This window comes from Streptomyces sp. NPDC007872, from assembly GCF_042868165.1.
Taxonomy (GTDB): domain Bacteria; phylum Actinomycetota; class Actinomycetes; order Streptomycetales; family Streptomycetaceae; genus Streptomyces.
On sequence record NZ_JBIAEA010000006.1, the window covers coordinates 14,429 to 27,473 of the forward strand.

Consider the following 13,045-nt stretch of genomic DNA (forward strand, 5'->3'; position numbering starts at 1 on the left):
CGTCCCACTCACCCTCCCGAGGGCAGTCCGGTCCGGGGGGCCGTCGCGAGGTGGGCCCCGACCCGCTTCACCATCAGCGTCATCTCGTAGGCGACCTGGCCGACGTCGGAGTCGGCGTCCGCGAGCACCGCCAGGCAGCTTCCGTCACCGGCGGCCGTGACGAAGAGGAAGGCGTCCTCCAGCTCGACGACCGTCTGGCGCACCTTGCCGGCCTCGAAGTGGCGGCCGACGCCCTTGGCGAGGCTGTGGAAGCCGGAGGCGACGGCGGCCAGGTGCTCGCCGTCCTCCCGGGTCAGGTCCTGGGAGGCGCCGGTGGCGAGTCCGTCGCTGGAGAGCACCAGGGCCTTCCGGATGGAGCCGACGCGCTGGACGAGTTCGTCGAGGAGCCAGTTCAGTTCGCCGTTTCCGGAGGTCGTGCTGGGTGCTGCGGCGTTCGGTGCGGTCATCGACCGTCCCCCTCGGGTGTCGTTCCTGGTGCTGTCGGGTCGTCAGGGTCGGCGGTGTGCCGTCGGCCGCGCTGCCAGCCGCGCTGCATGGCGGCCATGCGGGCGCGCACCTCCTCGGCGTCGCGCTCGAAGGAGTCCGGCGCGGCGGGCGCGGCGGTCTGCTTGTCGGTGCCGGCCTTGCGGTCGGCCTCGCGCAACTGGGGCGCGAGGCTGGCCTGACGGACGCGGCGGGGCAGGCCGTCGAAGAGCGCGGGGGCCGGGGCCGGAGCCTCCGGCGGGGCCGGGTCGGTCGCGGGAGGTGCGGGGCGCGCGGGGCCTTCCGGCGGCGGTACGGGGCTTCCCCGGCGTACGGGGCTGTCCGGGCGTGCGGGAGCCTCCGGGCGTACGGGGGCGTCCGGACGCGCGGGACCTCCCGGGCGTGCGGGGCCTTCGGGCCTCGTGGGTCCCTCCGGGCGCGCGAGGCCCTCCGGGCGTACGGGGTTCCCCTGGCGCGCGGGCCCCTCCGGGCGTACCGGGACGAGGGTGGGGCCCTGGCGGTCGTCGTGGCCGGGGCCGTTGCCCGGGCGGCCCGGGACGGGGTGGGCGCGGCCGGGGAGGGGGTGGGAGCGGTCGGGGCCGTCGAGGCGCCGGCCGTGGTCCACGACGAGCGTCGGGGTGTGGCGGCGCGGCAGCGGCACGGGGCGGCGGGCGGTCCCGTCGGCGGGTCCCTCCTCCTCGCGGCCGGCGGCGGCGCGGTCCGGGGCCTGTTCGTGCTGCTCGCCCGCGGGGGCGCGGCCGGCGCGGCGCCGGTCCCGGGGCTTGAAGAGGCCGCCGCGCTCGCTCTCGGTGTCGAGGAGGTCCGCGGACCGGTCGAGGAGCACGTCGAAGTCGTCGTCGAGCGGGGCCTCCAGCTCGACGGGGCCGTCGAGGGGCGCGGCGGTGACGTCGGGGACCCGGGCGAGCGCCGGACGGCGGACGGGCAGCGCGGCGGAGTCGCCGTCGGCGCGGTCGGACGCCTTGCGGTCCAGGCGGAAGCCGGCGCCCTCCGTCTCGGGCGCGTCGGTGAGCAGCGCGGCCGGGATGAAGACGACCGCGGTGGTCCCCCCGTACGGGGAGGTCTGGAGCGAGACGCGGACGTTCTGGCGCTGGGCGAGCCGGCTGACCACGAAGAGGCCGAGGCGGTCGGTGTCCGAGAGCTCGAACTCGGGGGTCTCGGCGAGCCGGAGGTTGGCGTCGAGCAGGGCGTCGGGGTTCATGCCGAGGCCGCGGTCGTGGATCTCCAGGGTGAAGCCGTTGGCGACCCGCTCGCCGAGCACCTGGACGGCGGTGTGCGGGGGCGAGAACACGGTGGCGTTCTCGAGGAGTTCGGCGATGAGGTGGGTGAGGTCGGCGACGGCGGGGCCGCCCACGCCGAGGCGGGGCAGGCGGCGCACCTCGATCCGCTCGTAGTCCTCGACCTCGGCGACGGCGGCGCGGACGACGTCCATGAGCTGGACGGGCTTGCGCCACTGGCGGGAGGGGGCGGCGCCGGACAGGATGACGAGGCCCTCGGCGTGCCGCCGCATGCGGGTGGTGAGGTGGTCGAGCCGGAAGAGGTCGGCCAGTTCGTCGGTGTCCTCCGTGCGCCGCTCCATGGTGTCGAGGAGGGTGAGCTGGCGGTGGAGCAGGACCTGGTTGCGGCGGGCGAGGTTGACGAAGACCTCGGAGACGCCGCGGCGCAGCTCCGCCTGCTTGACGGCGGCCTCGACGGCGGCGCGCTGGAGGGTGTTGAGGGCCTGGCCGACCTGGCCGACCTCGTCCTCCCCGTAGCGCAGGTGGGGCACTTCGGTGGTGACGTCGACCTGTTCGCCTGCGGCCAGCCTGCGCATGACGCTGGGCAGGCGGACCCCGGAGACCTCCTGCGCCTCCTTCTGGAGGCGGCGCAGGTCGCGGACGAGGTCGCGGCCGATGCGGACGGAGATGACGATCGAGGCGAGCAGGGCGAGGAAGCCGAGGACGCCGGCGACGCCGACCTTGAGGAGGACGCTGTACGCGGCGGGCTGGACGCGCTCCTGGTAGCGGTCGCCCGCGGCGGTGTTCTCGCGGGCGAGGACGTCGAGGACGGGGCCGGTCTGGTCCTGCCAGCGGGCGGCGGTGACGGCGCGCGGGCTGTCGGTGGGGCCCTGTTCGACGACGGCGTTCTCGGCGGTGCGCAGCGCCAGGGTCTCGGGGCCGCGCCAGAACTTCTCGAAGCGGTCGCGTTCGGCGGCAGGCAGGAGTTCGAGGTTGACCTCGTAGAACTGCTTCCGGTTGGCGATCAGGTCGGACACCGCGCGGATCTCCTGGGCGGTGACGCGGTCCGCGATGAGTGCGGAGAGCACGAGGGCGTCCTCGCGGGAGAGCAGTTCGCGGGCGCGGGTGATGCCGACGAGGGCGCGGCCCTGCTTGTCCATCTCCACGTTCTCCAGGGCGTGGAGGGTGATGAGGAAGCTGTAGCAGGGGTCGACGAGCCGGTTGTAGAAGTCGAGGGCCTGCATGCGGCCGATGCTGCGGTTCTCCACGGAGCGGCGGAGGGATTCGAGGCCGTCGAGCGCTTCGAGGAGGCTGTCGATCCGCTGGGCGGTGACGGGCCGCATCTCCTCGCGGACGCCGGGTTCGGCGGCGTTGGCGCGGATGCGGGCGATCTGCCGGTCGGTGGCCCTGCGGGTCTCCTGGAGCGAGCCGAGGGCCCCGGAACCGCGGGGGTCGGCGAGGTAGATGAGCGACTGGCGGCGTTCGAGCTGGATGACCCGGGCGGTGTCCTCCAGGGGGTAGCCGACCTTGTCGACGATGTAGCCGACGTCGAGGAGCTGGTCGGCCTCGCGGCCGGTGAGGACCGTGGCGAAGCCCCACAGGCCGGTGAGGGAGACGAGCGGTACGAGCAGCAACGCCACGATCTTCCTGCGGATGGACTTCCCGCGAAAGCGCATGGCCTCCCCCAGCTCGGCCCCCGTTCGTCGCGAGGGTCCTTCACTTCGTGACGTCGGGCGTCAACACACGGCGTCAACCTTGAGTTTCAACAAACGGCGGCGCGAGCCTACTACTGCATCGCGGCCATCCCGAAGGTGTGTCCGGGCTATTTTCAGCCTGTCGAGTGAGCGTCGATCACGAGATGTCCTGTTATTCAGGGAGTTGGGATCGGTCACTGTGGCGCAGGACACCTGATGACGTGCGGCTCCGCCAGCCTGCGGAGATGGCTGGAACTGTGTGTTCCGCGCGGACGGGGTCTCGCGTTCACCCCCGAGGGGGCGAAACCTTTTCCCTCTGTCGTGCGTCATTAGGCACGGGGAGTGTTCTGTCCGCGTAAAGGCTCGCACAACGGGCAGCCGTTCCCTGAAGTCGTTCAGTGGTGGGGAGTGACAGGACAATGGAACACGAGGCGCGGTCGGCGGGGCAGTTGTGGGTGGAGGACGAGCGGGGCCGACGACGGATGCCCGATCCGGTGCGCGACGCCGCGGTGCGTGCCGTGCTGCTCACGTCGGTGACCCTCATCCAGGCGGTGGTGGCGTTCTTCTGCAGCCTGGCGGGTTCGTGGCTGGCCTTTCCGATCACCATCACCGCGGTGGTCTCGACGGTCGTGGCCACCTGGAGCGTCCTCGACGTCTGGGTGACCCGCCAGGTGTGGCGCCAGCGCAACGGAGTGGTGTCGGAGCCGAGCAGCACGGCGCGTCCGCCGCTGCGGGCGCGGCGCGACGAGGTCCGGATGGAGGCGGCACCGCTGTCCGAGGCGGCGCCGCTGTCGGAGGCGGCCTGAGCAAGGAGTGACACGGAGAACGGCCCGGCCCCCGATCGAGGGGGCCGGGCCGTTCTCCGTCGCGCGGACGACCGGTCGCGCGGACGACCGGTCGCACGAACCCCCGGTCAAGAGTCGCCCGATTGCACGGACGCCCGGTTACGCGACGTCCGTCGGGGCCGGGTCGTCGGACGCGTGGCGGCGGAACATCCGCGTCGCCGTGATCTCGCCGTGGATCGCCTCCCCCTCCGGTTCGGTCCGCGGAAGGCCCGGGCGCAGGTGCTCCTCCACGCTGATGTACTTCAGCCCCGCCCGCAGGTCGGCGTCGTTGCGGAGCCGGATCACCAGCGGGAACTCGGCGAGCGCGGTCGTGTCGAACAGGCCGGTCGTGTACAGGAGCTGGACGCCCAGCGCGTCCGACACGGCCCGCTGGAGCTCCAGGAGGTACGTGGCGTTGGCGCGGCCGATCGGGTTGTCCAGGAACAGCGTGCCCGCGTGCCGGTGCTTGTCGCGGCCGCGGTCGTTGGAGCGGAGCGCCGCCATCGTGCAGTACAGGGCGATGGCCGCGGTGAGGAGCTGGCCGCCGGAGAAGACGTCGCCCATCTGTCCGACGGGGACCCGCTCGGCGCGCAGCACCGCGTCCGGCTTGAGGATCTCGACGGAGACGCCCTTGGGTTCGAGGGCCGCCTGCACGCCCCGGAGCAGCAGGGACATGCCGTCGCGGCGCAGGTCGGAGTTCTTCTTCACGGCGGCGCGGGTGGCCTCGTCGACGACCTCGCCGAGCCGCTCCGCGAGGGTGGCCTGGTCGGGCTCCTCGAAGCGGATCCGCAGGAACTCCTGGCCGGACCACTCGCCGAGGCCCTCGGGGAGCCGGGAGAGCCGCTGGGCCGAGCGGAGGGTCGCCAGGGAGGACTCGACGAGGCCGCGGAGGCGGTCCACGATCGAGTCCCGGTTGCGCTCCAACTGCTCCAGTTCGTCGGTGAGGACCCGCAGCCGGGGCGCGAAGGCCTCGGCCCACTTGGCGGCGTGCTCGGGGAGCGCGGACGCCGGCAGTTCGCGGATCTGCTGGCGGGCCGGGGTGCGGACCTGCTCGTAACGGGTGGAGTTGGCGTGCCGGACGAGGACGTCGCTCGCCTCGCGCACGGCGGCGTCCGCGGCGGACAGCTCGCCGGTCCGGCCGCGCAGGGCCCGGCGCGCCTCGGCCGCCGCCGTACGGGCCTCCTCCAGGGTGCCGGGGTACGGCCCGGTCTCCTCCTGCTCCTCGTCCGCGTGGTCGCGGAGCTGGTCCCGGAGCAGGGCCGCCGTCTCGTCGAAGCCGCCGACCGCGTCCTCGGCGGCCCGGTGGTCCCGGAGCAGTCCGGCGTGGGCGGCGCGGGCCGACTCCAGGGCGGCGCTGCGGGCGGCGAGTTCGGCGGTGGCGGTGCGCAGGAGGGCCTGGGCGCGCTCGGCGTCGGCGGGGACGAGCTCCTCGGGCAGCTCGGTGTGCGCCCCGCCGTCCTCAGGGGCGAGGCGTTCGGCCTCGCCGCGGAGCCGGCCGAGCTTCTCGCTCGCCTCCGACGCGCGGGTCTCCAGCATCTGGACCAGGGACTCGGCGCGGGCGGCGGCGGCCTGCCGGGACGGGCCGTCGGCGCCGTCGGTGGACTCCAGGAGCTGTTCGGCGCGGGTGCGGACCTTGTTGGTGAGGCGGTTCAGCTCGGCGAGGGCGGCGGACTCGTCGCTCTCGGCGCGGGCCTGCTCGGCGCGCAGGTCGGCGCCGACGCCGACCTTCTCGTACAACTGGGAGGCGGCCCGGTAGGCCTCGCGGAGGGTGGGCAGGGCGGTGCGGGGCGCGGCCGCGTCCGCCTCGGGGAGGGGGTCGGGGGCGCCCGCGATCTCGGCGCGCTCGGCGCGCAGGGCGCGGGCGGTGCGGTGGGCGTCGTCGGCGGCGCGCTGGGCGGCGCGGCGGTCCTCGTCGGCGGCGCGGGCGCGCTCCAGACAGGTCTGGGCGCGGGCCTCGGACTCGGCGGCGTCGTCGGCGAGTTCACGGAGCCTGGCCTGCCAGGCGGACCGCTCGCGCAGCCGGAACGCCAGGCCCGCGAGGGCGTCGGCGACCCGGCGGGCGCGCTGGGCGGCTTCCTGGCGCTCGTCGCGGACGCGGGTCGCCTCGGCGGCGGTCTCGTCGGCCTCCGCGCGGGCGGTGCGGGCCTCTTCGAGGGTCGCGGCGGCCGCTTCGGCGCCTTCGCGGGCGGCCTCGGCGGCGGCGGCGAGCTCGGTGAGCATGCCGGGCGGGCAGTCGGCGCGCCAGGCGCCGATCCGGGCGGCGAGGGAGCGGTCGCCGGCGAGGCGGGCGGCGAGGGCGCGGATCTCCTCGTCGCGGGCGGCGGCACGCGCGCGCAGGGCGTGCCGCTCCTCGTCGGCCGCGTGCTCGTCGTGCATGGCCGGGTTCGGCGGTACGAGGAAGACGCCGGAGTCCTCGCCGTCCGCGCGCGCCGGTACGGGGGCGAGCAGGGCGGCGGCGGTGCCGACGGCGACGGCGGAGCGGGGCAGCAGGGCGGCGGCGGCGAGGACCTCGCGGGCGCGTCCGTACGAGACGGGGTCGGTGATCACGACGCCGTCGACGAGTTCGGGGCGGGCGGCGAGCACGCGCGCGTGGTCGGCGGGGTCCACGGCCTGGGCGAGGTAGCGCCAGCCGGGGAGCGCGGGGATGCCGTGCTCGCCGAGGTGCTCGACGGTGGCGAGGACGTCGGGTCCCGGCGGCAGCAGGCCTCCGTCGCCGAGGGCGCCGAGGATGCGGGAGTCGTCGGCGGCGGCGGTGCGCAGTTCGAAGAGCTGCCGCTCGGCGGAGGCGACGGCCCCGTCGAGCAGGGAGCGCAGCTCGTCGGCGGACCGGTCGAGGTCGGTGACGGTGAGCGGGCCGCCGTGGGCCGTGCCGTCGTCCCCGGCGGGGTGTCCGCCCGAGGGCAGGCCCAGGAGTTCGGCGAGGCGCTCCTCGGCGGCGAGGGACTCGGCGGCGCGGCGCTCCGCGTCGTGGGCGTTCCCGGCGGCGGCGGCCGCGTCGGCGGCGCGGGCGGCGGCGAGTTCGGCGCGGGTCTCGGCGGCGGCGGCCCCCCGCGCGCGCTCGATGGCGGCGGCGGCGGTCTCGCGGGCCGTGTCCCAGGCGGCGACCGCGGTCTTCTCGGCGTCGCTGGCGGCGAGCGCGGCGCGGGCCGGGTCGGCGTCGGGCGCGGTGTCGTCGAGCCAGCCGGCCCGTACGGCCTCGGCGGTCTCCTGCTCGACCTCGGCGAGCCGCTGGCGCAGGTGGCCGGCCTCGCTGCGGGCGCGCTGGGCCTCGGTCGCGGCGGCGGTGGCGTCGCGGTGGGCGGTCTCGCCCGCCTCCTGGAGGGCGGTGGAGCGTTCCTCCTCCTCGGCCGCGTGCCGCTCGCCCTCCTCGGCGGCGGCGGCGAGGGCCCGTACGAGGTCGGCGGCGGCCGTGGCGCGGGCCGCGAGGGCGGGGGCGGCGTCCCGCTCGGCCTCGCGGATGGCGGCGGCCACGCGCGCGGAGCGGTCGCCGGCGGCGCGGTGGCGGAGCACGGCCTCGGCGGCCTGCCAGGCGGAGTGCAGGGTGCGGGCGTCGGTGAGTTCGCGGCGCTGGGAGGCCGCGCCCTTCTCGGCGGCGGCCAGGGCCAGGAAGGCGTGCCGGTAGGCGAGTTCGGCGGCGACGAGGGCGCTGCGGCCGCGGGCGTCCTCGGCCTCGGCGACGGCGTGGGCGGCGGAGGTGACCTGCTGGGCGAGCTCGGCGCCCCGGCCGCGCTCCTCGGCGGCGCGGGCGGAGAGCCGGCGGGCGAGGGTGCGGGTGCGGCGCTCGGCGGCGGTGTGGACCTCGCGCGCGTGGGTCCGGACTCCGGCGGCCTCGACGATCCGGTTCAGGAGGTCCACGGAACCGGCCGTGAAGTCGCGCTCGGCGGTCAGTTCGGCGCGGCGGCCGAGCTTGTTGCCGAAGCCGCCGACGAGGTCGGCGAGGCCGTCGGTGTCCCGGGTGTCGGTGACGGCGCGCAGCAGCAGGTCGGTGAAGTCGGAGTCCTTCTTGACCGCGAAGAGGCCGGCGGCCTCGCCCTCGTCGGCGTTCATCTCGCGCTGGTAGCGGAAGAGTTCGGGGTCGAGGCCGAGCTCGCCCAGGTGCTCGTTCCAGCGGTCGTGGATCTCCTCCCAGACGACCTCCAGGTGCGGGTAGGCCTTGCCGGCCTCGGTGAGCGCGTCGCGGAAGCCCTTCATGGTGCGGCGGCGGCCCCGCGCGCCGGAGGCGCCCTCGACGGGCGGGCGGACCGACGTGGCCTCGGCGACGGGGAGGTTGTCCAGGCTGAGGCCGGGCCCCGGCCGGAAGGAGTACCAGGCTTCGGCGAACTTCCGCGGGTCGTTGGAGACCTGGCGGCCGCGCCACTCGCTGGCCTTGCCGACGACGACGAGTTCGCCGGTGAGGGTGTGCTGCCACTCCAGGGCGACGTGGCCGCAGTCGTCGGCGAGGAGGAACTTGCGCAGCACGCCGGAGCTGGCGCCGCCGAGGGTGTTGCGGTGGCCGGGGAGCATGACCGAGAAGATCAGCTTGAGGAGGACGGACTTGCCGCCGCCGTTCTCCAGGAAGAGCACGCCCGCGGGGGCCGGGCGGCGCGGCGGGCCGACCGGCTCGTCCTCGAAGAACTCCGCCTGGGTGGGGGCGGGGTGGGGCACCGGGGCGCCGACTCCGCGCAGGTCCAGGACCGTGTCGGCGTAGCGCGCGCCGGCGGGGCCGATGGAGTAGAGGCGGACCCGGGACAGCTCGTACATGGCGGGGACTCTCGTGCTGGGAAGGTCGGTGGGGCGGCGGGACCGCGCGGGACGTGGGCGGGGCTACGAGTGGAAGGGGAGGCCCGCGTCGGCCGCGAGCTCCAGGTCGTCGCCCTCGGGCGGCGGCAGGAGGGTCGCGGAGCCGTCGCTGACGGGGACGACGCCGAGGTCGAGGAGCTCGGCCATGGCGGCGGAGCCGGCCATGTCGCGGACCTGGAGCTGGTAGCGGGCGGTGGTGCGGTAGGAGCCGCCGCCCTCGTCGCCGGTGCGCTGGAGGAAGCCGGAGTCGGTGAGGAACGCGGCGGCCTTGCCGACGATGCCGGTGGTGGATCCGGCGAGTCTGCGGGCGTCCTTGGTGGCGCCGGTGGCGCTGCGGCGGGCGTAGGTCCGCCAGGCGGCCTCCAGGCCGGGGGCGCCGGAGGCCGGGTCGGTGTTCTCGCCCTCCTCCTCGGCGCGCTGTTCGAGGCGCAGGCAGGCCTGGCGCACGAAGGCGTCGACGCCGTTGACGGTGAACCGGCCGATGTACGCGTCGTCGGCGAGGTCCTCGGGGCGGGGGAAGGCCATGGCGGCGACGGCGAGGTGGGCCAGGCCGTGCAGGAACCGGTCGGCGGAGTCCGTGGAGGCGCGGCGGGCGTAGTCGCCCATGCGGACGGCGAAGACGGAGTCCTCGCCGGCGGTGACGGCCATCCCCGCGCGGGGGGAGACCTCCAGGACGACGAGGCCGAGGCCGGTGGCGACGGCGTCGGCGAGGCGCGCGAAGGCGGGGTCCTCGCGGTAGCGGCGCAGGAGGTCGGCGTACTCGGCGTCGCGGGCCGGGAGCAGCTTGGGCTGGAGCCCGAAGGAGACGAGCCGGGCCGCGTCGGCGGCGTCGGCGGGGGTGACCGCGGGGCCGCCGGACGCGGCGGGGGCGGCCGGGGTCTGCGGGGGTTCCTGCCTGTTCCACGCGTCGGCGTGCGGGGGCTCCTGCTCGCTCCACGCGTCGGCGTGCTCGGCGTGGGTCTCGCTCACGGCTGGGGCTCCTCGGGACGGTTCTCGGTCGGTACGGCGCGGTCGGCGGGCCGGGGTACGGGCAGCGGGACGGGGGTGACGGCGGCCGGGGCGGCGGCCCTCTCGGCGGGGGCGGGCGGTTCGTCCGTGAGCCGCACGGCGCGTACGGAGGGGAGGTCGCCCCGCCGCGCGGCCCCGGCGCGGGAGGGCCCGGGCAGGGGGACGGTGCCGAGGCGGGGGCGGGGGCGGGGGGCCGGGGCGGTTTCGGCGTCCGGCTCGGCGCCCGCCTCGGGTGCCGGCCCGGTTTCGGGTGCCGGTTCCGATACGGATGCCGGTTCTGGTACGGGTTCCGGCTCCTGTACGGGTTCCCGTACCGGCTCCGGTGCCGTGGTTTCCGGCCGTGGCTCCGGAAGGGCCGTGGCTCCGGGCAGGGCGGCGGCTGCGGGTACGACGGTGTCCGCCGGGTCGGTCGGACCCGACAGGTCATTCGGGCCCAGCAGGTCATGCGGGCCCGGCCGGTCGTTCGGAGCGGGGTCGGCCCCCTCCGTACAGGAGGGCGGGGTGGCGGGGGGTACGAGGGTCACGTCGCCTCCGTGCGGTCGGCGGCCATGCCCGCCGCGTCGAGGAGTGCCGTACCGACGACGAGGTCGGCGCCGCCGAACTCCGGGTCGTCGAGCGGGGTGCCGTCGTCGACGGCGAAGAGCAGCCGCTCCTCGCCCTGGCGGTAGGCGGTGCCGACCGGGGGGCTCGCCGCGTGGACGGCGAGGAGGGCGACGAGGTACGGGAGGTCGGGGTCGATCGCGCGGGCCTCGGCGAGCAGGCCGGAGAGGCGGCGCGGGGCGTCGTGCTCCAGGTCGAGCAGGCGCATGGCGTGCCCGAGCTGCTCCTCGCTGAAGCGGGAGTCGTCGGGAGTGGCGATCAGGTCCGGCTCGGGCATCTCCGCGCCGAGGTGCTCGCGCTCGACGGGCGGGGTGAGCAGCAGGTCGACGAGGTCGCCGAGGCGGACGGAGGCGGGGGTGCGCAGGCCGGTGCCGTGGGCGAAGAAGGCGTCGGTGGCGCGGGTGGCCTGCTCGACGGGGAGCGTGAGCAGCGGGGCGACCAACTGCCCGTACAGGTCGAGTCCGGTGTACGCGGTGGGGACGGCGAAGGCCTGGCGGTCCTGCTCGGCGCGGAAGAGCGGCCCGGCCTCCAGGAGGCGGGACTGGAGCTGGGTGTGTCGCCGGATGCAGTCCTTGACGATGTCGACGAGTTCGGCGGCGCGCCGCTTGTGCTCCGCGGTCTTCGCGTCGGTGGCGGCCTCGGCCTCGTCGCGCGCCTTGCGGATGTTGGTGAGGATCGCGTTCTCGTGGCGGTAGCGGTCGGCCACGTGGTCGAGCGCCTCGGCGATCATGTCGGGGACCGTCCGGAGCCAGTCGACGGCGCGGACGTTGCGCCGGGTGGCCTCCAGGGTCCTGCGGAGGGTCTCGGCGTACTGCACGGTCCGGTAGCGGGCCTGCTCGGCGGCGAGTTGGGCGTCGGCGAGGCGGCCCCGGTTGATGAGGACCTCCAGCTTCACCTCGGCGGCGATCTGGGCGCTGGTGACGTCCGTGTCGAGGGCGCCGACGAGGACGTTGACCGCTTCGTCGGTGGTGCGGAGGTAGACCCCGCCCCCGTATCCCGGGACCTCCTCGACGAGTTTGAAGTCGTAGTCCCTGCGGACGTAGACGCCGTCGGTGCCGAAGGTGCCGTAGACGGCGCGGAAGCCGCGGTCGACGCTGCCGACGTTGATCAGGTTCTCCAGGACCCAGCGGGCCACGCGCTCGTGCTCGGCGGCGGGGCGCTCGGGGGCCTGGGCGGCGACGCGGGGCAGCAGGCGGGCGACCATCTGCTCGTGGTCGGCGCCGGTGTCGAAGTCCATGTTCAGGGTGATCAGGTCGATCGCGGCGAGGGCCACCTCGGCCATCGCGTAGACCGTGTACTCGCCGGCCAGGTTCGCCTTGCGGGCGTCCAGGTCGTGCAGCGGGGCGGTGCACGCGAGCGCGCGGAGCCGCCGCGCGAGCCCTTCGTCGGCGGCCGGGCCCTGCGCGGGCCGCGGCCCCGCGCTGAGCTGGGGCGGAGCGAGGTCCGTCGAGGCAGGCGAAGTCACGGTGCACAGATTAGGTCCTCACCCTGACAACGGTCGAAACCGTGCGGATGCGCCCGGTCCCCCGGGGTTCAGCGGCGGGCGTCCGGCGGGGTGCCGGCGGCCCGGGCGCAGGCGTCCGCGACCCGGGCGAGGGAGTCGTCGAGGTAGCGGGCGAGGAGGCGTTCCGCCGTGCCGCGTTCGCCGGCGCGCAGGGCTCCCAGGATCTCCCGGTTCCGCGCGAGGAACGGCTCGTGGAGGGCGCGCGGGTCGCCGACGAGGTGGAAGGCGAGGCGGAGTTCGGCGAGGACGCCGCGCATCAGTTCGTCGGTACGGGCGCTGCCCGCGAGGGCGACGAGTGCGCGGTGGAAGTGGATGTTGGCCGTGGAGACGCCGTCCCAGTCGTCGGCGCCGGCGGCGGCCTCGCCCTCCGCGACGGCGGCGGCGAGCCCGTCGAGGGCGAACGGCCCCCGCCCCAGGCCCCGGACGACGGCGCACTCGACGAGCCTGCGGACGCGGTGGATGTCGGCCACGTCGTCGGCGGTGAGGACGCGGACGAAGACGCCCCGGTTCAGTTCGTGGACCAGGAGGCGCTCGTGGGTGAGGAGGCGGAAGGCCTCCCGCAGGGTGTTGCGGGACACGCCGAGGGCGCCGCCGATCCCGTCCTCGGAGAGCCGGACGCCGGGCGCGAAGCGGCCCTCGGCGATGCGGGTGCGCAGGACGTCCGCGACCCGCTCCGCCGTGCTCGTGCGCCCGAGCAGCGCGCGGTCGTCCGCCAGGTCCCCGGCTCCGTCGCCCGCCCGTCCCGCCACGGCGCTTCCTCCCTCTCCGTCGTCGGCGCTCCCGAGGCGTCCGCCGCCGGTCCGGCCGCACGGAAGTCAACCGCACGGTGGTGGACGGGACAACACGCTTCCCGGCGGCTTCCCTGCGCATTCTTGTCGGATCGTTCAACGATCCTCTACGTTGAGAGCACCCTACGGTCCCGCCGTGCCCGCGCGGGCA

General features: G+C 75.8%; 8 protein-coding genes. 1 reads left to right on the plus strand and 7 read right to left on the minus strand.

Annotated elements, in window-relative coordinates; translation table 11 throughout:
- Positions 1-8: 8 nt before the first annotated feature.
- Complete coding sequence (locus tag ACFYNX_RS21925) at positions 9-446, minus strand: roadblock/LC7 domain-containing protein (RefSeq protein WP_365539830.1); 438 nt, start codon at positions 444-446, stop codon at positions 9-11.
- Complete coding sequence (locus tag ACFYNX_RS21930; protein WP_388663469.1) at positions 443-3,373, minus strand: nitrate- and nitrite sensing domain-containing protein; 2,931 nt, start codon at positions 3,371-3,373, stop codon at positions 443-445. Before ACFYNX_RS21930 ends, ACFYNX_RS21925 begins: the two co-directional genes overlap by 4 nt.
- 437 nt (positions 3,374-3,810) lie before the next feature.
- Here ACFYNX_RS21930 and ACFYNX_RS21935 point away from each other — a divergent pair, with 437 nt between their 5' ends.
- A complete protein-coding gene (locus ACFYNX_RS21935; RefSeq protein WP_388663471.1) occupies positions 3,811-4,197 on the plus strand; it encodes a hypothetical protein in 387 nt (128 codons plus the stop codon).
- 138 nt (positions 4,198-4,335) lie between these two features.
- On the opposite strand, the gene ACFYNX_RS21940 is transcribed toward ACFYNX_RS21935, so the two are convergent.
- The 5 genes from ACFYNX_RS21940 to ACFYNX_RS21960 form a co-directional block, all read right to left on the minus strand.
- Positions 4,336-8,955, minus strand: a complete 4,620-nt coding sequence (locus ACFYNX_RS21940; RefSeq protein WP_388663473.1) for a hypothetical protein — start codon at positions 8,953-8,955, stop codon at positions 4,336-4,338.
- A gap of 63 nt (positions 8,956-9,018) precedes the next feature.
- On the minus strand, positions 9,019-9,963 hold the full coding sequence (locus ACFYNX_RS21945; RefSeq protein ID WP_388663475.1) for a hypothetical protein: 945 nt from the start codon (positions 9,961-9,963) through the stop codon (positions 9,019-9,021).
- The gene (locus tag ACFYNX_RS21950) at positions 9,960-10,100 is read right to left on the minus strand and encodes a hypothetical protein (protein ID WP_388663476.1); all 141 of its coding nucleotides are present in this window, start codon (positions 10,098-10,100) and stop codon (positions 9,960-9,962) included. The genes ACFYNX_RS21945 and ACFYNX_RS21950 overlap by 4 nt, the downstream gene beginning before the upstream one ends.
- Before the next feature lie 422 nt (positions 10,101-10,522).
- Entirely contained in the window at positions 10,523-12,067 is a 1,545-nt protein-coding gene (locus ACFYNX_RS21955; RefSeq protein WP_125668095.1) for a hypothetical protein, read from the minus strand.
- Positions 12,068-12,135: 68 nt separating this feature from the next.
- The gene (locus ACFYNX_RS21960; protein ID WP_365539836.1) at positions 12,136-12,855 is read right to left on the minus strand and encodes a GntR family transcriptional regulator; all 720 of its coding nucleotides are present in this window, start codon (positions 12,853-12,855) and stop codon (positions 12,136-12,138) included.
- Positions 12,856-13,045 lie beyond the last annotated feature (190 nt).